The sequence below is a fragment of the Peribacillus sp. N1 genome, assembly GCF_054600815.1.
In genome coordinates, this window is the sequence record NZ_BAAHZO010000001.1 from 363,519 (window position 1) to 385,402 (window position 21,884).

General features: G+C 38.3%; 18 protein-coding genes and 2 pseudogenes. 19 read left to right on the forward strand and 1 reads right to left on the reverse strand.

The features are described 5' to 3' along the window. From ACYP5M_RS01705 to ACYP5M_RS01790, 18 genes and pseudogenes are all read left to right on the forward strand, one after another. Complete coding sequence (locus ACYP5M_RS01705) at positions 1 to 975, forward strand: ABC transporter permease (RefSeq protein WP_434169367.1); 975 nt, start codon at positions 1 to 3, stop codon at positions 973 to 975. Between the two features lie 68 nt (positions 976 to 1,043). After that, complete coding sequence (locus ACYP5M_RS01710) at positions 1,044 to 2,081, forward strand: autoinducer 2 ABC transporter substrate-binding protein (protein ID WP_048677830.1); 1,038 nt, start codon at positions 1,044 to 1,046, stop codon at positions 2,079 to 2,081. Positions 2,082 to 2,176: 95 nt separating this feature from the next. Next, a complete protein-coding gene (locus ACYP5M_RS01715; RefSeq protein WP_434169368.1) occupies positions 2,177 to 3,841 on the forward strand; it encodes a ribulokinase in 1,665 nt (554 codons plus the stop codon). Continuing rightward, positions 3,841 to 5,304 (forward strand): rhamnulokinase, encoded by a 1,464-nt coding sequence (gene rhaB / locus ACYP5M_RS01720; protein WP_434169369.1) that lies wholly within the window; start codon positions 3,841 to 3,843, stop codon positions 5,302 to 5,304. Before ACYP5M_RS01715 ends, rhaB begins: the two co-directional genes overlap by 1 nt. A 15-nt stretch (positions 5,305 to 5,319) precedes the next feature. Then, positions 5,320 to 6,615, forward strand: a complete 1,296-nt coding sequence (locus ACYP5M_RS01725) for a class II aldolase/adducin family protein (protein ID WP_459734556.1) — start codon at positions 5,320 to 5,322, stop codon at positions 6,613 to 6,615. A 119-nt stretch (positions 6,616 to 6,734) separates the two neighbouring features. Next, complete coding sequence (locus ACYP5M_RS01730) at positions 6,735 to 7,496, forward strand: DeoR/GlpR family DNA-binding transcription regulator (RefSeq protein WP_101221779.1); 762 nt, start codon at positions 6,735 to 6,737, stop codon at positions 7,494 to 7,496. 404 nt (positions 7,497 to 7,900) lie between these two features. Beyond that, positions 7,901 to 8,800, forward strand: coding sequence for an ABC transporter ATP-binding protein (locus ACYP5M_RS01735; RefSeq protein WP_459734557.1), 900 nt, complete (start codon positions 7,901 to 7,903; stop codon positions 8,798 to 8,800). After that, entirely contained in the window at positions 8,793 to 10,043 is a 1,251-nt protein-coding gene (locus ACYP5M_RS01740) for an ABC transporter permease (RefSeq protein WP_459734558.1), read from the forward strand. Before ACYP5M_RS01735 ends, ACYP5M_RS01740 begins: the two co-directional genes overlap by 8 nt. 133 nt (positions 10,044 to 10,176) lie before the next feature. After that, entirely contained in the window at positions 10,177 to 10,479 is a 303-nt protein-coding gene (locus tag ACYP5M_RS01745) for a hypothetical protein (RefSeq protein WP_459734559.1), read from the forward strand. A 278-nt stretch (positions 10,480 to 10,757) separates the two neighbouring features. Then, entirely contained in the window at positions 10,758 to 10,916 is a 159-nt protein-coding gene (locus tag ACYP5M_RS01750) for a hypothetical protein (protein WP_260357422.1), read from the forward strand. Between the two features lie 243 nt (positions 10,917 to 11,159). After that, complete coding sequence (locus ACYP5M_RS01755; protein ID WP_459734560.1) at positions 11,160 to 11,582, forward strand: hypothetical protein; 423 nt, start codon at positions 11,160 to 11,162, stop codon at positions 11,580 to 11,582. Between the two features lie 147 nt (positions 11,583 to 11,729). Beyond that, complete coding sequence (locus tag ACYP5M_RS01760; RefSeq protein WP_098373080.1) at positions 11,730 to 11,882, forward strand: YfhD family protein; 153 nt, start codon at positions 11,730 to 11,732, stop codon at positions 11,880 to 11,882. Positions 11,883 to 12,202: 320 nt separating this feature from the next. Further along, positions 12,203 to 13,387 (forward strand): annotated as a pseudogene (locus ACYP5M_RS01765) (FMN-binding glutamate synthase family protein); the annotation flags it as partial. 748 nt (positions 13,388 to 14,135) lie between these two features. Then, the gene (locus ACYP5M_RS01770) at positions 14,136 to 15,023 is read left to right on the forward strand and encodes a S8 family peptidase (protein ID WP_434169374.1); all 888 of its coding nucleotides are present in this window, start codon (positions 14,136 to 14,138) and stop codon (positions 15,021 to 15,023) included. A 272-nt stretch (positions 15,024 to 15,295) separates the two neighbouring features. After that, positions 15,296 to 15,486: pseudogene (locus ACYP5M_RS01775) on the forward strand (nucleoside transporter C-terminal domain-containing protein); the annotation flags it as partial. A 436-nt stretch (positions 15,487 to 15,922) separates the two neighbouring features. Next, entirely contained in the window at positions 15,923 to 16,261 is a 339-nt protein-coding gene (locus tag ACYP5M_RS01780) for a metal-sensitive transcriptional regulator (RefSeq protein WP_230176591.1), read from the forward strand. A 16-nt stretch (positions 16,262 to 16,277) separates the two neighbouring features. Further along, positions 16,278 to 16,484 (forward strand): copper chaperone CopZ, encoded by a 207-nt coding sequence (gene copZ / locus ACYP5M_RS01785; RefSeq protein ID WP_076368959.1) that lies wholly within the window; start codon positions 16,278 to 16,280, stop codon positions 16,482 to 16,484. A gap of 102 nt (positions 16,485 to 16,586) precedes the next feature. Continuing rightward, positions 16,587 to 18,974 carry a heavy metal translocating P-type ATPase gene (locus ACYP5M_RS01790; protein ID WP_434169651.1) on the forward strand — a complete coding sequence of 796 codons (2,388 nt, stop codon included), beginning with the start codon at positions 16,587 to 16,589 and terminating at the stop codon, positions 18,972 to 18,974. A 179-nt stretch (positions 18,975 to 19,153) separates the two neighbouring features. On the opposite strand, the gene ACYP5M_RS01795 is transcribed toward ACYP5M_RS01790, so the two are convergent. After that, entirely contained in the window at positions 19,154 to 19,657 is a 504-nt protein-coding gene (locus ACYP5M_RS01795; protein WP_434169375.1) for a DinB family protein, read from the reverse strand. A gap of 965 nt (positions 19,658 to 20,622) precedes the next feature. Here ACYP5M_RS01795 and ACYP5M_RS01800 point away from each other — a divergent pair. After that, a complete protein-coding gene (locus ACYP5M_RS01800) occupies positions 20,623 to 21,543 on the forward strand; it encodes a patatin-like phospholipase family protein (RefSeq protein WP_459734561.1) in 921 nt (306 codons plus the stop codon). Positions 21,544 to 21,884: the final 341 nt, after the last annotated feature.

Consider the following 21,884-nt stretch of genomic DNA (forward strand, 5'->3'; position numbering starts at 1 on the left):
ATGAAACGGCTTTCAATATCAAAAGAAAATACTTTAGGTGTAATTACAGCAGGCTTGTTTGTGTTAATGAGTTTTTCAATACCTGGATTCTTTTCTTCAAATAATTTAACCAATATGATGTTCCAGCTCCCGGAGTTTGGTTTAATCGCATTAGCAATGATGGTGGTGATTGTAACTGGAGGGATTGACCTATCGATTACGTATACAGCTGCCTTGTCTGGCGTGACAATCGCACTTATGGCAAGCAGCGGATACCCAATGCTAGGCGCAATCTTAATCGGTGTTTTAGTCGGGCTGAGCTGCGGATTGATTAACGGCGTACTCATCTCAAAAATCGGTGTTTCGCCAATACTGGTAACACTCGGAACGATGGTGCTTTTTGAAGGTTTGATCTTAAGCATTACGAAAGGAAATTCAATTTCAGGATTCAGTGAGGGTTATAGCTTAATTGGAAACGGCTACTATATGGGGATCGTTCCTCTTTCCATCATTATTTTTGTACTATTTGCAATAATAACAGCTATATTGCTGTCAAAAACCAAATGGGGCAGAAGTGTTTATATGGTGGGTAGCAATCCGATCGCCACATTATTTTCAGGTATAAATAATAGCAAGGTATTAATGAGGGTTTACTTATATGCGGCACTTCTTGCCACAATTGCTTCCATTATTATGACATCCCGTTATAATACTGCAAAAGTGGATCTGGGATCTTCTTATTTATTACAAAGTGTAGCGGCAGCCGTGCTTGGCGGAACTGAAATTCAAGGTGGTTATGGCAAAGTTATCGGCACTGTTTACGCAGTGGTCATTTTCCAAATGTTATCAAGTGGATTGAACTTAATGGGTGTACCACGATCAATCGTAACTGTAATGATGGGGGTTATTTTAATCACGGTATTGGTCATAAACTTCGTGAAAACGAAATTAGACGAAAAAAATCAAAAGAAGTTACCTTCAAACTCTGTAGCGTAATTTACATGACCATGTAATCTCTGGAAATACTTTAGTGAAAAATCAGAAAAATTGTAAGGGGGATCATTATGAAGAAAATGACGGGGATATTGGCAACAGCTATTTTGGCTGGGGGACTGTTAGCAGGCTGTGTATCACAAGAAGGAGCATCGGGGAACAGTGAAAAAGAAACAAGTGGCGGAGGTGGTAATGAGAAGTTGAAAATTGCCGTAGTTCCAAAATTAATGGGGATACCATATTTCAATGCTTCTGAAAAAGGAGCGATTCAAGCAGGTAAAGATCTTGGTGTGGAAACCATTTACACAGGACCTACGGAACCGGATGCTGCACAGCAAGTAAAAGTCATTGAAGACTTAATTAGTCAAGATGTGGATGTAATCGCAGTAGCACCAAATGACGCTGCATCACTCTCACCAGTCCTTCAAAAGGCGAAGGATGAAGGAATAATTGTAATGGATTGGGATACACCAGCTGATCAATCCCTTGTAGAATTATCCGTCCACCAAATAGACGATGAAGCATACGGTCGCCATATCGCTAAATCCCTCGTAAAACAAATGGGTGTTGAAAAAGGGCAAATCGCTATATTAACTGGAGGGCTTTCAGCTGCAAACTTAAACACCTGGATAGATGCAGCAAAAAAAGAACTGGAAGAGAATTATCCAGGTATTGAATTAGTATCGGATAAAATCGCGACAGATGAAAAACAACAGGTGGCATACCAAAAAACACTGGATTTAATAAAATCAAATCCTGAACTAAAAGGAATCATGGCTTTTTCTACTCCGGCACCTCTTGGGGCAGCCCAAGCTGTTCAGGAAAAAGGACTGCAAGATGATATAACAGTCGTTGGAACTGCTCTACCGAAAGACTCTTCACCATATTTAAATGATGGATCTCTAGATGTAGCCATTCTTTGGGAGCCAGACAAACTAGGTTATTTAACAGTTGCCCTCGCCAAACGTCTAGCTGAAGGGGAGAAACCAGAAGATGGTTTGAAAGTTGAAAATGTAGGTGAAATTGACGTGTGGGAGGATGGAAAAACAATCATCATGGGACCACCGACAGATTTTACGAAAGACAATGCAGCTGATTTTAATTTTTAAGGTTAGATAGACCGAAAAGTCCCCTCTCAACTATCTAGAGGGGCCTTTTTATTAAATATCATTGCGTGACTTGCATGTTAGGAGATGATGAAGGGATGAATGAGAGATATACAATCGGAATTGATTTTGGCACTGAATCAGGAAGAGTGCTGCTAGTAGATATAGAGAACGGAAATGAAATGGCTACACATGTTACACCTTATCGTCATGGAGTATTGTCTAATAGGCTTCCAGACGGATGTAAACTTGAAAAAGATTGGGCTCTCCAGCATCCAGGTGATTATTTGGACGTTTTATACACTTCTGTTCCTGAAGTGATTCGGTTAAGCGGAGTAGATGCGAATGATGTGATAGGCATTGGAATCGATTTTACCTCATGTACCATTTTGCCTGTTGATAAGAAAGGAAATCCCCTTTGTTTTGATGAGAAGTGGAAAAGGGACCCTCACAGTTGGGTCAAATTATGGAAGCATCATGCCGCACAAAAAGAAGCGGATGATATTACACGCATTGCACAGGCAACGAATCAACCATTCCTGCAACGATATGGCGGGAAAATTTCTTCTGAATGGATGTTCCCTAAGATTTTACAAGTGTTACGTGAATCACCTGATATCTATGAAGAAACGGATCTATTTATGGAAGCCGGAGATTGGATTACCTTCCGTCTGACGAATGAGCTGGTACGCAGCAGTAATATGAGCGGTTATAAAGCATTTTGGGATAAAAAAGATGGATATCCGGACCCTGCTTTTTTAGCGGCTATTGATGAACGTCTTCTGGATATACTGGATACAAAAATGCGTGGTGAAGTATTACCCATCGCTGGACGGTCGGGTGGCTTAACAGAAGGGATGGCTAAGAAGATGGGGTTGAAATCTGGTACGGCTGTTTCTGTATCCATAATCGATGCCCATGCAGGTGTTCCAGCTGTAGGAGCTGTCCATCCAGGCCAATTTGTGATGACGATGGGAACCTCTACTTGCCACATGTTAATTTCTGAGAAAAAACAAACAGTAGAAGGTATTTGTGGAGTAGTGGAGGATGGAATAATTCCCGGATCATTCAGTTATGAAACGGGACAGGTGGCTGTTGGCGATTCGTTTGCATGGTATATTGAGCAAACTGCTCCTGAGTATGTAAAGAAAGAAGCTGAGCAAGAAGGTATCAATCTACATAGCTTACTGGAAAAAAAGGCTTCTTGCTTAAGGCCTGGTCAATCTGGGTTAGTGGCGTTAGATTGGTGGAATGGCAATCGAACAGTCCTTGTAGATGCGAACTTGTCAGGTGTGATAGCAGGGATTACTCTTTCTACGAAGCCGGAAGAAATATACCGTGCACTTTTAGAATCAACAGCCTTTGGAACAAGGAAAATCCTTGAAACCTTTGAGAATGATGGTATAGAGATAAACGATTTGTTTGCCTGTGGCGGATTACCTCAAAAAAATAAACTGTTAATGCAGATATATGCCGATATTTTAAATCGTGAAATTAAAATCGCGGATGGGGAACAAGTGGTTGCATTAGGAGCAGCCATATACGCTGCCACGGCTGCCGGCCGTATAAATGGTGGGTATGATTCCATAGAGGAGGCATCCTCTAAGATGGCAAAAGTAAAAGAAGATACTTTTATACCGGTTAAAGAAAATGTAAGTATTTATCAACAACTGTATGCTTATTATTTAGAACTGCATGACTTCTTTGGCCGCGATCATATTTCCATAATGCATGGTTTAAAGAAATTGAGGAGTGTGGACTAATGATACATATTGCGGTGGATATTGGTGCTTCAAGTGGCCGGCTGGTCTTAGGGAAAATGGAGAACGGGAAATTAGTAATTGAAGAAATCCATCGATTTGCGAATGGTTTCACAACCCAAAATGAAACATGTTTTTGGGATATTGATCATTTATTGAATGAAATCTTAAAGGGGTTAGAATCAGCTAAAAAGCTTGGATACGACCACTGTACACTTGGAATTGATACGTGGGGAACGGATTACGTATTGTTGGATGATGATGGACACAGAGTGCAAGAAGTTATCTCTTATCGTGATAAGCGCACCGAAAATACAATCGAAAAGGTCACAAGAACACTACCTAAAGAAATCATTTATCAAAAAACGGGGATTCAATTCTTATCATTTAACACGTTATACCAATTGTACGAAGAAGATATAAAGAACCTGAAAGTCACTAGGAATGTCATGACTGTGCCAGATTATTTAGGTTACTGCCTAACGGGGAAAAAGGTCACAGAAGTTACAAGTGCTTCTTCGATGCAATTATTGAATGTAAACACGAAGAAGTTTGATGAAGAGTTACTAAACCTGATTGCATTGTCAAAAGATCAATTCCCGCCTTTTGCTAATCCAGGAGAACGATTAGGGAAACTGATGAAAGAACGTTTTTCTACTTTCGATCTTCCCAATACAGAAGTGATTATCGTTGCTTCACATGATACTGCTTCCGCCATAGTCGGTTCACCTGGTAATGGAGAGAAATGGGCATATATTAGTAGCGGAACGTGGTCGTTGCTTGGGATTGAAAGCGATAAACCGATAGTGAATGAGTTAGCTCTTAAAAACAATTATACAAATGAATGGGGTGCATACGGAACCTACCGCTTTCTGAAAAATATCATTGGTATGTGGGTTATTCAAGAGGTCAGAAGACATTTAAAGGAAGACTATAACTTCGAGCAGTTTGTATATGAGGCAGAGAAAATAAAGGTGTGCAGGCAGTTCATCAACTTTAATGATAAACGATTTTTAAATCCAGAAAATATGATTCAAGAAATTCAGCAGTATTGTCGGGAGACGAATCAGGAGATTCCACATACAGTGGGCGAATTAGCGAACTGTATATTTACAAATATGTCTATTATTTATGCGATGTCCATTCGGCAAATAGAAGAGATAACCGGGAAAAGAATCGAGCAACTTCATATTGTCGGAGGAGGGGCGAAAAATGAATTCGTTAATCAACTTACGGCAGACCTTAGCGGGAAAACCATATACGCTGGACCAACAGAGGCTACGGCGATTGGGAATATACTAGTACAAATGATTTCAGGCAATGAAATAAGCGATTTACAAACGGCACGTCAGTTAATAGAACACTCGTTCCTTATAAAAAAATATGAGCCAAAAGAAAAAATTGAATCATCATCCCTGATTGAAAAATTCAAACAAGCAATTTCCATGAAAGAAGAATGTAAATAATAGGAGTGATAAAGTATGAATGAAAATCTGCATCCAGCCGAACAAATTGTTATGATCATGGAACGTGTCTATAAATATGGCATGACAACAATTTCAGGAGGAAACCTTTCTATTCTAGATGAAAATGGTGACCTTTGGATTACTCCATCGGGCATTGATAAAGGGACATTAACCATGGATGATATCATGTGCGTCAAAAAGGACGGTACATTCATAGGGAAACATAAACCATCGGTAGAGCTTCCTTTTCATCAAGGAATTTATGAAGCAAGGCCCGATATAAAAGCTATCGTACATGCACATCCCCCGGCTTTGGTTTCCTTTAGCATGGCTCGTAAAGGACCAAACCCAAAGTTGCTTTTACATGCATATAAGAGTGTAGCAGATTCCCTTCAGGTTGCACCCTATGCGATCCCTGGAAGCGACAAATTAAAGGAAAATATTTCGGCTGAATTTGCAAAAGGAGGGGATGCGGTAATATTGGAGAATCATGGTATTGTGGTAGGGAAACCCACTATATTTGATGCCTTTATGTTGTTTGAAACACTTGAAGATACTGCTTGTATGGAAATAAATGCAAGGAATATAGGGAAACCATTTGAACTGACCGAACAAAATTTACAAGAAATAGATTTATATAAAGCGGATAAATTAACACAGATAGAAATGAAGCACCATTCTGTCGAAGAGGTTTCTTGCCGTCAAGAAATGATCAGTTTATTGGAACGGTTATATGATCGTCAGCTTTTTACAAGTATCTCAGGCAGCTTTTCAACCCGCCTTAAAGATGGATCTATTTTAATCACGCCTTCTCAACAGGACCGTAAATATATTAAGGAAGATGAATTGGTTCTGATTCATCAGGAGTTTAGTGAAGCTGGAAAGGAACCATGTGAGTTTTTTGAGCTTCATCAAAAAATATATGAGTTAAACCCGGAGCTTACATCCGTAATCATTGCGAACCCAAGATTTTTAATGGCCTATGCAGTGACAGATGTTAAATATAATACACATATAATTCCAGAGGCCTACATTGTTCTTCGGGATATAGATAAAGTGCCTTTTGGAATGGGTGAAGATCATAATAGAATGATTGCAGATAAACTAGCTGAGGATAATCCTGTCCTATTAATTGAAAATGGGTATGCAGTTGTCTCAGGAAAAAGTTTACTGAGTGTATTTGATAGGCTAGAAGTAGCTGAATATAGTGCAAAAGCATTGGTGTACGCTAAAAGTATTGGCGAAGTAATCGATATTAGTGATGAAGATATTGAAGAAATTATTGAAGGTTTTAAGCTAATTGCCAAATAACCATATCAATGAAAAAAGGCAGTTCCTAAGCTCTCTATTTATATAGAGGGCTTTATATATGTTACAATACAAAAACAAACAAAAGTAAACAAAGATTACATAGATAGGAGAAAGTTGGTATGCTTGTAGCTCAAAGACACCAAAAAATTGTCGAACTCGTAAATGAACGTTCGAGTATTCGTGTTACAGAATTAAGTGAAATCTTTTCAGTAACAGAGGAAACAATCCGACGTGATCTCGAAAAGCTTGAGAAAGAAACAAAACTAAAACGCAGCCACGGCGGTGCCGTTAGCCTGCAAGAAGATGATTCGGAAATCCATTTTTCCGAAAGAGTGATAACAAATGTCAACGAAAAAAAAGTGATAGCATATGAAGCGGCAAAGCGGATAGTGGAAGGTGACAGGATTATTTTAGATGCAAGTACAACTGCCTGGTATATGTCAAAAGCCTTACCAAACATACCGCTAACGGTTATTACCAATTCCACCAAAGTGGTGATGGAATTGAGTAAAAAAGAAAAAATAGAGGTTATTTCAACCGGGGGAAGATTACTGTCAAAGTCTTTATCATTTGTTGGTCCGATAGCAGAGAAATCATTAACGATGTATCATGTCAACAAAACGTTTTTGTCTTGTAAGGGGATTCACTTAGAAGAAGGACTCAGTGATTCTAATGAAGGGCAGGCTTTATTAAAAAAGAAAATGATCGAGAGGTCGGATGCAGTGATCCTGATGGTGGATTCCTCAAAGTTTGGAAAAAAGGCGTTTTCATTAATCGTTCCGCCTAGTGAAGTGGATGAGGTCATTACGGATAGAGAAATAGATGAAGCATCAAGAAAATTGCTTGAAAAAAGAAATGTAAAAGTAACGATTGTAAAATAAAATAGAATCATTAGCGACAGTTGGGAAATGTGTCCTTTAAAGCGAGCAATCTATTATAGAGGTTGGGTATCTTTACGGTACCCAATCTATTTTTATTATTGCCTCGTTTCCAAAAAAAAGGGCTTTCAGTTTAGTAACATGCTTGCGTTAGGGAAATGCAGGAGACGTACGGGGATGTGAAAATGTTAACCATGTCATTACCAATAGGAAGGGAAAGGGGGTTTTGTCTTAAGTTTCGCAGAAAAAATACTATTAGGGTAAAGGGCAAACGTGAAACGTTAATTTTTTCTGGAAATTTGCATATAATCGCAGAGAAGTAGATTTATTTGGTCTTTGGTGATAGTTGAAATTGGAAAACCTTTCCGTTAACATATAATAAGAATCATATTTTAGGAGGTTGTGCATTGGCTTTGCAAATTAAAGAAGTTACGAAAAAGTTCGGGGAATTCACAGCTGTAAACCAGCTTGATTTAACTATCCCCGAGAAGGAAATGTTCGGCTTTTTAGGCGGGAACGGGGCGGGGAAAACGACCACGTTCCGGATGATACTTGGCCTGCTTGACCCCACTGAAGGGGAAGTTGTCTGGGATGGTAAGAAAATCGATTATACGACCAGTTCAATGATTGGCTATCTTCCTGAGGAACGCGGACTATATCCAAAACTGAAGGTGCGCGATCAAATTGTGTATTTGGCTAGATTAAGAGGGATGAACAAACGTGATGCTTTGAAAGAATTGGAGTATTGGCTAGACCGCTTTATGGTACCCGAGTATATCGATAAGCGAGTTGAAGAGCTTTCAAAGGGAAATCAGCAAAAAATCCAGCTGATCGCCTCGATGATCCATAAACCTGAATTACTTATCCTTGACGAACCCTTCAGCGGACTGGATCCAGTGAATGTGGAAATCTTGAAGAAAGCTGTCATTGACTTAAAGGACAGCGGCACGACGATCGTTTTCTCGAGCCATCGCATGGAGCATGTCGAGGAGATGTGCGAGCATCTTTGCATCATGCATAAAGGTTCCCCTGTTGTGGCTGGAAAATTAAAAGAAATCAAGCGTTCTTTTGGTAAAAAGAATGTCTCAATTAAAGCAGATTTTGATCTATCTTTCTTGGATAATTATTCAGGTGTAACAAAAGTCAAGAACACGATGGAAGGGAAAATTCTTCAAGTAACTGGTGAAGATGTGGCTGAGAACGTGCTACGTGATCTTGTTCCAAGAGGTTTCGTCCGGAAATTCGAATTGGAAGAACCATCGCTGACGGATATTTTCATTGAAAAAGTAGGTGCCGTCTATGAATAAATTTTGGATTGTCCTTTCCCATACATATCTATCAAAATTAAAGACGAAATCCTTTATCATTTCTACAATCATTATGATGGCACTGATTCTCGTTCTTTCGAATCTTTCGAATCTTATTGATAAATTCGACAGTGATGAACAGGAAAAGGTTGCCGTTATCGATCAGACTGAAGGCAGCTTATTTGATCCTTATAAAAAAGCGATAGCAGGTGTGAACGATGACCTATCGATAATATCCGCCCAGGATGAAAAGGAAGCGGAGGAAATGGTCAGCGCGGAAAAAATCGTTGGGTATTTGTTAATCGAAAAGGATGAAACTCTCGGCTTCAAGGGAACGTATAAAGCGAATCAAATTTCAGATTCTGCGGTAAGTAATGATTTGCTTTTAGCGCTAACCCAATTGAAGGGTCAAATAACCGCGAAGGAATTGAATTTGACAGAGCAGCAAATCGCTCAATTGAATACGCCGCCAGCATTTGATACGATTGCGCTTCAGAAAAATGCAAAGACGGAAGAGGATCTCAATCAAGCACGAGGTCTCGTGTATGTTCTCCTATTTGTGATTTACTTCGGTGTGTTGATGTATGCAACGATGATTGCAATGGAAGTAGCTACTGAGAAAACATCACGAGTCATGGAAATCCTGATTTCAAGTGTCCCGCCAGTCACACAGATGTTTGCCAAAATAATGGGTGTTGCTTTACTTAGTCTTACTCAAATGATTTTATTTTTTGGGGTGGGCTATTTCTCGATTAAACAAAACTTGACGGGTATGGACGAAGGATTCTTTTCATTTTTCGGTTTCGGCAGTACCGATATCTCAACGATCATTTATGCAATCATCTTCGCTTTGCTTGGGTATTTTCTGTACGCGACTCTTGCGGCATGCCTTGGGTCCGTTGTCAGCAAAATTGAAGATGTCCAGCAAATGATTTCACCGATGACCATGTTGGTTGTCATCGCCTTCATGATTGCGATGTTTGGACTGGGGAATCCATCAGCCAGTTATATTACGATCACATCATTCATTCCATTTTTCACGCCGATGATCATGTTCTTGCGTGTAGGGATGCTTGAAGTTCCATTCTGGGAAATCGCCATCAGCATTGCAGTCTTGATCTTAACGATTGTTTTACTTGGAATAATCGGAGCAAAAATCTATCGGGGTGGAGTCTTGATGTATGGAAGCTCAAAATCACTGAAAAGCATCAAGAATGCCTTGCAATTATCCAAGAAAAATTAACATGAAACCTGGATCCTTCATTTGGAGGCATTCAGGTTTTTTTAAGATAATAATATAGGAACGAAAAGTAGCATAGATATAAGGGAACATAAATATATTCCATTTATGCAACCGCGATTAGGAGTGAATTATTATGAGCAATCTGGTAACGTTGACAATAGCTTCAGAAGCGTTTCTCTTGCTATCCTTCATCATTATTATTTTATCAACCAAGAAACCGAAAAGAAATGTTCTCTGGGTCATCCTGTTCATCATTGGAGCTGCACCGCTTTTATATTTAGCCATAGATCATGTGAAAAACGACTATATGGATGCAAATATCGGATTGGGCCTTGCCTTTATGTTTACCTGGATATATAGTGCAGTAGCCTTTATCATTGCCATCATTCTTTTAGTGAAAAAGAAAAGGAATAATAATATTTCAAAAGAACAGTAATATTCCCATTATCCAATCAAGTTCCGGTTTTAAATTAGCTTTTTTGGATTTGAGGATATATGGGTTCCACATTTACGTTCTTAAGAGTGGAGTCCAAACTTCTCGATCATGGTAATGACTTAAAAATATGGAGGTACCCCTTAAAGAAGTATCACCAAGCCAATACGAAAAAGGGTTGCCCCTAAAAGTCATTTTACTGACTTTTAGGGGCAACCCCTTTTTTTGTTTTTAAATCCTTTTTAAATCAATGAAAATAAATGTAAAGCAGGTGAGGGTTAATGAACACACTATTGTTCGTAACAGATTTATACTATGAAGCAAAAGGAAGAAATTATTATGAGGAGGTTTGTTCCTTACTTCGAAGCTTAGAGAAGATTTTAAGTTGGGCATTTGTCATCCTGAAGACACTGAAACGTTTGAAAAAGATTTTGACTTAATAGTATTTCGAAATGCTGGTCCAGTAGCGAATTTTAAGGATACGTATCAAGCATTCCGCAATAGAGTAGTTTCTGGATATTCTGAAAACATACAATTCATTTAACGGGAAGGAATACTTAATTGAACTAACGAATGCTCAATTTCCTGTTATTCCAGCTATAGAAACTCTTGATTCTTTAGATAAACTCCCTAATGTAGAGACGTATATTGTAAAGCCGAAAGATGGTGCAGATTCAATCGGTTTGGAATTTGTAACGAAAGATGAATTGATAGATAAATTTGATCCAGAATCAAAAAACACATTAGTACAACCATTTATCAACTTTGAGTATGAGGTTTCATTTTATTTTATCGATAAAGAATTTCAGTATGCTCTTTATGCACCAGATAAAGAGCAAAGATGGGAATTAAAAGAATATTCACCTACTGAAGAAGATTTAACTTTTGCTAACAAATTTATTGAATGGAATAATCTTGATTGGGGGATTCAACGAGTTGATGCTTGTCGGAATGAACAAGGTGAACTTTTATTAGTTGAATTAGAAGATTTAAATCCCTATCTTTCCTTGTTAGAATTATCTGATGAAACACTGAAGAACTTTGTAGAGGCAATGAAAAAGTCATTACTGAAAACTCTTCAGCTTAAATTTGAATTTTTCTTATAGAACTATCAGGTGCGTAGTAGTAAAAGAAGGAGCAGTCCCAAAAAAATTTTATAAGGAAAAAAGTCGTTCATGAACAAATCTAAAGATATATAAATGTGATTCTTAGCCATACTAATAAAGATTAAAATATAGTTAGGAGGCAATATTATGGGAAGATCAAACAATCAAAAATCATCTAGCAGAAAAAAATCATTAGCTCAAACTCCCAATAACTTAAAAATCGAACCGGATCGTGTGAATGAAGAGTTTTCACGTGAGCTAGGTGAAAGTGCGAAAATAAGAGCTACAAGACCTAAATGATACTACAAAAAAAGTGAAAGATACGGATTGATTACACTCTTTTTAAAAATTTTAGTAAAACAAATCGCGCTGTTTTTTAATAATTTCTATATAACCAACCTTGCGTTTGTTGAAGAAGATGTTTCACAAGGACCCTATTAATATGGTCCTTTTTTCTTTGTGAAAAATCAACAGCATTTAACCAGTGCCTTTAAATAAAAAAATGTGGCAATAGTATAAGATCAGAGCAAAAAACACGGTTTTATGCTTTGAAGCTAGACTTTTTGTACCTAATAAAATTACATAACTGTAGTATTCGTTTAAAAAAACAAACTAGTTCTGAAGCAGGCGACGTCCTGCATCGACCACTAGGCTCTTCAAAAAAATGGCCGCATTTGGATCCAATTACCTTTATCCCTGCTTAAACGACACCATTTCCTATTGATGGTGAAGAAGACGTTGATGTTAAGGTAACCATTGGACCAAAAAGCAAAAAAACCCAAATTCCTCTTATGATTACAGGGATGACCTATGGTATCACACTTAGTGAACAAACAAGGCTTTCTTTGGCGGAAGCAGCAAAAAATGTAGGAACCGCGATTAATTCCGGAGAAGGCGGAGTAATACCTGAAGAATTAGATAAAGCAGGAAAATATATTTTACAGTTTTCAAAAACAGTATGGTCAAAGGAAGAAGATCTTATTAAACGTGCCGACATGATAGAAATTAAGTTCGGACAAGGCGCACTAGCTGGGATGGGTGGAAAAATTTTACCCAAAAATTTAACAGGTCGGGCTCATGAAGTGGTGGTGCTTAAAGAGAATGAGAATGGAGTCTTTTTGAACATTTTTTTGAAAATCAAACATTGAAAGATATTAAAAAAATTGTTAATGAACTTCGGAGCATAACTGGTGGTGTTCCCATTGGTGTGAAAATGGGGGCAGGGGGAAAAATTGAAGAAGATATAGACCATTTAATTGAACTCGGTGTTGATATCATTACGATTGACGGCGGCCAAGCAGCCACAAAACGGTGCACTACTACCCATTTTATCCGATGACATGGGAATACCGACATTACATGCAGTTGTCTGGGCTGTTAATCATTTAGAAACGAGAAAAATGAAGGGTCAAATTAGTTTAATTGTCTCAGAAGGGCTAATAGTACCTGGGCACTTTTTAAAAGTACTTGCACTCGGTGCTGATGCTGTTTATGTAGGATCTGCCATATTATTTACTGTCTCACATAGTCAAGCATTGAATGCTCTACCCTTTGAACCACCTACACAAGTTGTTTGGAATCAAGATAAATTCAAGGATCAATTTAAGATAGAAGATGGAGTAAAAGCAGCAGAGAAATTCTTTACAGCAAGTATAGAAGAAATGAAAATGGCATTAAGAGCGATGGGGAAACGTTCCTTAAAGGAGTTGTCAAAAAAAGATTTAGTTTCCTATGATGAATTGACTGCTAAAATGATTAGAATTCCCTTTTCATTTGTACCTTGGGAAGACATACAAAAAGAGTAATAATTGAGTGTGTACGCAGCTATCAGCAAATTTACGAAAAACAGGAACAGAATCATATATACAATATAAAATAGTTGAAAAATTAACTAAAGAATGAATGACCTTGATGGATGGATATCCACCCAACCTGTTAGAGGGAGATGCTAAGTTTACTAATCCCTTGGCGAATCTCGATATCTTTATAATGAAAATTGTAGTTCCTTTAAAAAGGGTTCGTTTAGTCATCAATTATTTACCCTTTACCTAGTCCATATTTGAATATATGCATAATAAATGTAAGTCTATATTGGTTATTATAATGGAAGTGCAAAAGCTGCCGAGGAGGTAGCTTTTTTTCCTTTCCAATAAGGTCGTTTATGTAATTACTATTTTTGCTAAGGTTCTGATGATTATAGATTTCCATTTCTTCTTTTTACTAAGGATTTGTAAACGGTGATATATCTATTCCATCTCAATTAAATGTATTTTGTTTTAGTAAACTAAAATATCAAATTAGACTAAGGTTTATAGCAAAAGCTTGTCTCCATTCATAGGATAAAGAAAGGCTGTAATCAATGTTATTGGATTCAGTGTTCCTAAACGGGTTTTAAGTGTGGATTCCCCTCAATGGTTATTACAAAAGGAGGTGTTTCTGCCCGTCTTAGGGTTAATATGAAGGGAGAGGCTAGAATTGCCAAATGTTCAATTAGTACCCTTCCAAGTAGAAGGAATAACAGAAAATACCTTGGAAGTTCCACGAGGTATTAGAATGATTCGTGCACGCTCTATTTGGAGAGAAGGGTTTAAGGGTGAGAACATAGTAGTAGCCGTAATCGATACAGGATGCCAGTCAGATCACCCTGATTTGATTGATCAAATTATTGGTGGATATAATTTCACGGACGATTATTATGGTGATCCTGTCAAATTTGCCGATAATAACGGACACGGGACTCATGTTTGCGGAACCATTGCATCAGCAGAAAATGGTTTTGGAGTTGTAGGTGCAGCACCTAAAGCGAAGTTGCTGGTACTTAAGGTTTTAAATGGATCAGGAGAAGGAACAACAGAAAACATTACGTCAGCTATTAATTACGCTGTCAATTGGACAGGTCCTAATGGCGAAAAAGTACGGGTTATCTCGATGTCATTAGGGGGACCGGATAATGATCCGGCCTTACATTCGTCGATTATAAACGCCGTTCAATCTAATATAATGGTCGTGTGTGCCGCGGGAAATGAAGGCGATGGTAAGGCCGAAACAAACGAGTACAGTTATCCAGCTGCATATCCGGAAGTTGTGGCAGTAGGCTCAGTTGACCGGCGTGAACGAATTTCCAGATTTAGTAATTCTAATGGTGAGGTGGATTTAGTAGCCCCTGGGGAGAAAGTTGTATCAACCTTTCCTGGTAACCAATTTGCCGTCTTATCAGGTACATCCATGGCTGCCCCACATGTGTCAGGGGCTGTTGCGCTTTTGATAAATAAATTTGAAACAATACTTGGCCGTAAATTAACAGAGTTAGAAGAATTTAATGAACTCATAAATAATACAGTTTCGCTGGGCAAACCAAAGACTCAAGAAGGGCATGGAATGCTGAAACTAAATCACCAGAAATTAGAAAATATAAAAAAAGTTTTAAGGGAGTTTAGGTAGCCTTAAGATAGAGAACAGAAAAGTATATGATCCTAATTTCATTGCATATTGTGTTAGGAACTCGGATACAAAGTGATACAAACCCTCTGGGAGTTAAAGGTTTTTTTTTGTAAATTTATTGCTTATTAAACTACTATGAAAATAAAACTCTAGGTCTAACAAGCTGAAATATTATTAAACCTAAAAAGCTTCTTCAAAGTTTGAACTCTGCAGTAGCCGCCTACTTATAACTTTCTATATTTCTCTGGCAATCTGGTATCGAATAAAGGAACGCAGTGGCAGTTACGTATCTCACCTCATTTGCCAATTTCAGTACAGTTGGCATGATTTGATTTATGGTACGTTCAATTCTATCTTAGGTGATGAAAAATCGCACATTATCGGAAGGAATGTTTGGAAGCTGTTGCTTAGCGGCATGGCTGTCTCCTTGTTAAGTGCTATGATTGTTGGATTATTTGTTTGATAACCAATAAAAAATATATTACTTTTTTGTGTATTCAACTAAAAGGTGTGGAGTAAGAACATCCTTTATTTGAAAACAAACATATCTATTGATTTCGGTGTGTTAACTATACAATTTTAAAACAGACAACCAACTAAAAAATTGAAATCCGTTAAACTTTATCGGGATTATGCCAGCGTAGGGTATTAAGATCCAAAAACACTCATTTCTCCGGAGATGAGTGTTTTTATTTGCATCCTTAGTAGATCATGTAGTTCATCCTTTTTTGTTTAGCTTCGCATGGGGTATTTTGTGTGTAGTTTTGTTAAACAGACTAAGGAATAGATATACATAAAAAGCAAAGAATAAAGAAATATTTGACACAATAGCTTTTCTCTTTTCATAGGATAGGAGGGTATGGTATATTAATTTCAAGGAGGGATGGGAAATGGATGAAATGTTGAATGATAAAGATTCTGTGAATGAAGAAGAATGCTGTACGACCTCTTCCCACGGCCGAAGAAGTCATCACTCAGAAGCAGTAAAAAAGAATTTAACGACCCGGTTAAATCGAATTGAAGGTCAAATTCGCGGTATAAAGGGTCTTATTGAAAAAGATACGTATTGTGATGATGTGATTACCCAAATAGCAGCTACACAAAGCGCGATGAATAGTGTAGCCAAGATATTATTGGAAGGCCATCTAAGGAATTGTGTGGTCGAACGCCTGAATGAAGGGGATACAGAAGTTATAGATGAAGTGCTTGTAACGATACAAAAATTAATGAAAAAATAAAGGAGTAGATGTTGAAATGGAAAATGTAACATTGAGTGTAAGTGGAATGTCTTGTGGTCATTGTGTGAATGCAGTTGAAGGGAATGTAGGAAAACTTGCAGGTGTTGAAAGCGTAAAAGTACATTTGGACGCAGGAAAAGTAGATGTAGCGTTTGATAAGGAAAAAGTATCACTTGAGAAAATAAAAGAAACAATCGATGATCAAGGCTACGATGTCGAATAAGTCATGGGAGTGCTGTTAAGCACTTTTTTTTACAAAAAAATATACCCCATAGCGGTATAGGAAGGCGGGGATGATGTGAGCGGCCAAATAAAAGAAACAACAATGCAGATTACAGGAATGACTTGCGCTGCCTGTGCAAACCGGATTGAAAAAGGGTTAAACCGAATGGAAGGCGTTGAGGAAGCCACCGTTAATTTGGCTCTTGAGAAATCGGTCATTAAATATGATACGGAAAAATTAAGCAACAAGGACTTTGAAAAGAAAATTCAAGATCTTGGCTATGATGTAGTAAAAGAGAAAAAGGAATTTACGATTACGGGCATGACCTGTGCTGCCTGTGCAAACCGAATTGAAAAAGGGTTAAATAAGCTGGATGGAGTAAGCATGGCCAATGTGAACCTTGCGCTTGAAAATGCGACAGTCGAATATGATCCTTCCGAAGCCTCCCCAGTTGACATCATTCAACGGGTGGAGAAGTTAGGGTATGGGGCGATCATCAAGGAAGATAACACGGAATCCGTGGATTTCCGTCAAAAAGAAATTCAAAAACAAAAGAATACATTCATTCTTTCGGTCATATTATCATTTCCATTGTTATGGGCGATGGTAAGTCATTTTAGTTTTACTTCGTTTATTTATATGCCTGATTTCCTCATGAATCCTTGGGTGCAAATGGCATTCGCCACCCCAGTGCAATTTCTGATTGGAAAGCAGTTTTATGTTGGGGCTTATAAAGCCTTGAAAAATAAAAGTGCCAATATGGATGTATTAGTCGCAATGGGAACATCCGCTGCCTATTTTTACAGTGTTTATCAGGCGATCATATCGATGGGATCCCATCACAATACGGCACAACTTTATTTCGAAACTAGTTCGATTCTTATCACCCTCATTCTATTAGGGAAGCTTTTTGAAGCAAAAGCAAAAGGACGTTCTTCCGAGGCCATCAAAAAATTAATGGGGCTTCAGGCCAAAACGGCACTGGTGTTAAGGAACGGGGAAGAACTCGAAATACCACTTGAGGAAGTCATCGTGGGAGATACGATATTGGTGAAGCCGGGTGAAAAGATCCCTGTCGATGGAGAAGTAGTCGAAGGGAACTCTGCCGTTGATGAATCCATGTTAACGGGTGAGAGCATTCCGGTGGATAAAACAAACGGGGATACTGTGATCGGTTCAACATTGAATAAGAATGGTTTTCTCAAAATGAAAGCGACAAAGATCGGAAGGGATACAGCTCTTTCTCAAATCATAAAAGTGGTTGAAGATGCTCAAGGGTCCAAAGCCCCGATTCAACGTCTTGCTGACCAAATTTCCGGTGTCTTCGTTCCCATTGTTGTCGGAATCGCCCTTTTAACTTTTCTGGTTTGGATGATATGGGTTAACCCTGGAGAATTCACACCAGCTTTTGAAGCGATGATTGCAGTGCTAGTCATAGCCTGTCCATGTGCTTTAGGTCTGGCCACTCCAACATCCATCATGGCAGGATCAGGTCGGGCCGCTGAATTCGGTATTTTATTTAAAGGCGGGGAACACTTGGAAACCACACACCATATAGATACGGTCATTTTGGATAAAACGGGAACAGTGACAAATGGTACCCCAGTGTTGACCGATGTCCTCATCGAGAACGGTATGGAAGAAGAACAGTTTTTATCTCTAATCGGCGCAGCTGAAAAACAATCTGAACACCCTCTTGCGCAATCAATCGTTCAAGGAATTCAAGCAAGACAGATATCACTTGCTGCGATTGAGGAATTTGAAGCGATTCCTGGATACGGCGTGAGAGCTGTAGTGGATCAAAAAGTGTTATACGTCGGAACGCGTAAATTGATGAAGCAAAATAACGTGGATATTACTAATGCCCTAACAGCGATGGAAGCTTTTGAAGAGCAAGGGAAGACAGCAATGCTCGCTAGCATTGAAGGTGAATATGCAGGCCTCATTGCCGTTGCCGATACGATAAAAGATACCTCGCTAACGGCGATTAAAAGGTTGAAAGCAATGGATATCCAGGTCATCATGATAACCGGGGATAATCAAAGGACAGCAAATGCCATCGGCAATCAAGTGGGCATTGACCAAGTGATTGCAGAAGTCCTTCCTGAAGGGAAAGCGGAAGAAGTGAAAAAACTGCAGGCAGCCGGTAAAAGAGTGGCAATGGTCGGAGATGGTATAAATGATGCTCCCGCGCTGGCACTAGCCGATATAGGAATGGCCATAGGAACCGGGACGGACGTAGCCATGGAAGCTGCCGATATCACTTTGATCCGGGGTGATTTGAACAGTATTGCTGATGCAATCCTCATGAGCAGGAAAACGATGAGAAATATCAAACAAAACCTATTTTGGGCTTTTGCCTATAATGTAATCGGAATACCAATTGCGGCAATCGGACTGCTTGCACCATGGTTAGCTGGTGCTGCCATGGCTTTCAGTTCTGTATCAGTCGTATTGAATGCACTTCGCCTTCAACGGGTAAAGCTCTAAAAATCATTTAACATATAATGAAGGCATTTGTACTGACTAACCATGCCACGAGCGTTTGGATTTTCATTCCCAACAAATAAAAGCCGATGATTCCTTGGCAAGTGAATCATCGGCTTTCATCTGGATGTTTAAAGCGACCCCTAAATGATGTTCCTTCATACTTTCGGTTGCCAAACCGCTTATTTTAAACAGTAAAATACATAATCCGTTGGTGCGCCATGCTCGCCTTGTTGATGGAGCATCGCTGATACGTTACCGCGATGATAGGTCCCATGATTCACTACATGATGGATGAGGTCGGCAAGTACAAACTCACAAGCCCCCATTTTGGGATGTTCGGTTACAATGGTCCGTTCAAAATCAGGCTGTGAAGTAAAAAAAATATCATAATCCTTTGCAAGTTCATCATAGGAGGATTCAAGTTCACTTATTGAGACTCCGTCCACTTCTTTCCGCCGTTGTTCAACTTTCTTAAAAGTATCTTGAATGGTGCATCCTTTCATTATTTCCAACCAGGTAATATCTGTTGCGTAAAGGTGAACAAGGACTTCCTTGATGGATGGAAAGACACTTTTTATCGTGTCGCCATAGACTCCGTCCGGTAATTGTTTTAGGTTTTGGAACACTTGCTGATTAGCCCACACGTGGTAATCATACATTTTCCTTGCACGGTTCATTTCCATTTTTTCACTCCTTCAATTGTTACATATCCTTTTCGACATAATTAAAAAAATACCTCTATAAAAAATAACGGTCATCCTGTAAAGAAAATTACTTTTTTGATAAGTGAATAAATTGGTTTTTCACCAAAAAAGAACTGCTGAACGTTCCTCTTAGTTCCCAATACTAATCTTAGTGTCCTTATTCTTTTTGAATAATTAATCCAATAATTTTCTATTGAGATAACTTAAAGTTTAGTAGAGCCTAAATAAAAGAAGAAGTGGGGTAGATACTTTACTATTTTGGAAGAAAGATAAATAATTAAATTCTGTTAGTTTACATAAATGACCTTACCCACTTTGAGGCATTAGTTCAACAATATAAACATTATTTTGATTCGATAAAGTTTTTTAGAAGGTATCTGATAATTTGTCCATGCAATTGCCTCGTTTTATACATACCATGATAAAAGATGCCATCCTACTACAGTTATTATGTTTGATTACCATCACTTTTGCGTTCACCCATGTTAAGGGGGTCTATCCACTTTTAATATAATAGTAGAGCCATAGTAGATGAAGGGTTTCTCAAATAGGGAATCAACAGACATGTAGTTTTGATAAAGGTTTTAAAAAATAAAAAAGGAAAAATGGATGGATATGCAACCAATTGTCAATCAGGGATGGAAAGCATAAACAGAGATTAGAAGTGCGGTTAATCATGCGAACAACCTGAAAAGCTGGCAAGGTCAAAGAACATGATATTACAGAAGTTGTGTTAGAAAAAAACACAACCATGAGAATCTAGATCCTGTTAGCGAACTAATTTGTTAGAAAAATAGAACCGTCATTAATTCCAATCATCGATGTCAAGCGGTTTTATTCTTCAACTGACGGGGCTGATTTTTGGATTTCAAGAGTGTGAAAATTCGCTTTATTTGAAAGTATTGTTAATAATTATAATAACTCTTATCGAGGGGTGGAAAAAAATGAAAGCAGATGCCGTTTTTGAAGGTGGGGGGGTCAGGGGAATTGCTTTTATTGGAGCGATTCAAGCAATGGAAGAGGAAAAAGTAGAATGGGAAAGACTCGCTGGGACATCAGCAGGAGCAGTAATCGCAGCTCTATTGGCTAGTGGCTATAAAAGCCATGAAATTAGAGAACGGTATAGTGAAATCAACTACTCAAAGATGCGAGGCAGGACAATTCTAAATCGAATTCCCGTTTTTGGCTCCTTTTTGGAACTTATGGTTCACCTTGGGATTTATAAAAACGACTATTTGGAAACGTGGGTGGATTCTCTTCTTTCAGAAAAAGGGATTAGGACATTCGCGGATCTTCCAGATGGAAAGTTGAAGATAATTGCGTCTGATGTTTCGAATGGTCAGATGCTTATTTTGCCAGATGATTTGGAACGCTATGGGATGTCTCCTGCTGATTTAAAAGTTTCAACTGCCGTAATGATGAGTGCCTCTCTACCATTTTTCTTCCGTCCTGTTATTTGGAAATCAAAAGACCGGAAAAAATCCTACATTTTAGATGGTGGTTTACTTAGTAACTTCCCAATATGGATTTTCGATACAGACAATCCTCGCTTTCCAACATTCGGATTCCATTTTGTGAAAGATGAAGTTAACATAGATCCGGTAATACCAACGCCAATCCACCTTTTCAAAAATATATTTAAAACGATGCTTCAAGCCCATGATTTACGACATATGAACGAAGAAACGATTGAACGCACGATTCAAATTCCTACTGGCGGCATCAACGCAACGGACTTTGAACTGAATGAGGATGAAATCGACTTTCTCTATAAATCAGGCTATACTTCTGCAAAAGAATTTTTGTCTGAGTGGGATTTTGAACAATATAAGCACAAACGGATGCTAAGAGTAAAAAATAAGTAGGAGAAACATTACCCTATCGTTTCAAAAGGGTGAAAGAGTGGGACAAGGAGCTGTTACAACGGCTCTTTTTCTTATTGAACTAACGATCAATAGTTTAATATGAGGCATAGTTGTCTTGAGCTTAAAAGCAATAAATGGAAATGCGAAATCATAAAAAATTAACCAGAGATATTATTTTAGAATTTTTTAAATGGATAAACGGAAATAAAAGATTGAAAAAAGAAAACAACGTTGGAAGAAATATATACCATAAATGAATTCCCTTACCAGATTCAGGAGATGGATCAATCGAATAAATCGTTTCCGCAATAAATTATGAAATTCAAAAGATCCTAAAAGGA

Excerpts from the sequence above, each read along its gene's own strand:
- ACYP5M_RS01750 (WP_260357422.1), top strand. The coding sequence starts at position 10,758 with ATGAACACACTATTGTTCGTAACAGATTTATACTATGAAGCAAAAGGA.
- ACYP5M_RS01710 (WP_048677830.1), top strand. The coding sequence starts at position 1,044 with ATGAAGAAAATGACGGGGATATTGGCAACAGCTATTTTGGCTGGGGGA.
- ACYP5M_RS01795 (WP_434169375.1), bottom strand. The coding sequence starts at position 19,657 with ATGGAAATGAACCGTGCAAGGAAAATGTATGATTACCACGTGTGGGCT.
- ACYP5M_RS01730 (WP_101221779.1), top strand. The coding sequence starts at position 6,735 with ATGCTTGTAGCTCAAAGACACCAAAAAATTGTCGAACTCGTAAATGAA.
- ACYP5M_RS01770 (WP_434169374.1), top strand. The coding sequence starts at position 14,136 with ATGATTCGTGCACGCTCTATTTGGAGAGAAGGGTTTAAGGGTGAGAAC.
- ACYP5M_RS01740 (WP_459734558.1), top strand. The coding sequence starts at position 8,793 with ATGAATAAATTTTGGATTGTCCTTTCCCATACATATCTATCAAAATTA.
- ACYP5M_RS01705 (WP_434169367.1), top strand. The coding sequence starts at position 1 with ATGAAACGGCTTTCAATATCAAAAGAAAATACTTTAGGTGTAATTACA.
- ACYP5M_RS01715 (WP_434169368.1), top strand. The coding sequence starts at position 2,177 with ATGAATGAGAGATATACAATCGGAATTGATTTTGGCACTGAATCAGGA.
- rhaB (WP_434169369.1), top strand. The coding sequence starts at position 3,841 with ATGATACATATTGCGGTGGATATTGGTGCTTCAAGTGGCCGGCTGGTC.
- ACYP5M_RS01790 (WP_434169651.1), top strand. The coding sequence starts at position 16,587 with ATGCAGATTACAGGAATGACTTGCGCTGCCTGTGCAAACCGGATTGAA.
- ACYP5M_RS01780 (WP_230176591.1), top strand. The coding sequence starts at position 15,923 with ATGTTGAATGATAAAGATTCTGTGAATGAAGAAGAATGCTGTACGACC.
- ACYP5M_RS01745 (WP_459734559.1), top strand. The coding sequence starts at position 10,177 with ATGAGCAATCTGGTAACGTTGACAATAGCTTCAGAAGCGTTTCTCTTG.
- copZ (WP_076368959.1), top strand. The coding sequence starts at position 16,278 with ATGGAAAATGTAACATTGAGTGTAAGTGGAATGTCTTGTGGTCATTGT.
- ACYP5M_RS01760 (WP_098373080.1), top strand. The coding sequence starts at position 11,730 with ATGGGAAGATCAAACAATCAAAAATCATCTAGCAGAAAAAAATCATTA.
- ACYP5M_RS01800 (WP_459734561.1), top strand. The coding sequence starts at position 20,623 with ATGAAAGCAGATGCCGTTTTTGAAGGTGGGGGGGTCAGGGGAATTGCT.
- ACYP5M_RS01725 (WP_459734556.1), top strand. The coding sequence starts at position 5,320 with ATGAATGAAAATCTGCATCCAGCCGAACAAATTGTTATGATCATGGAA.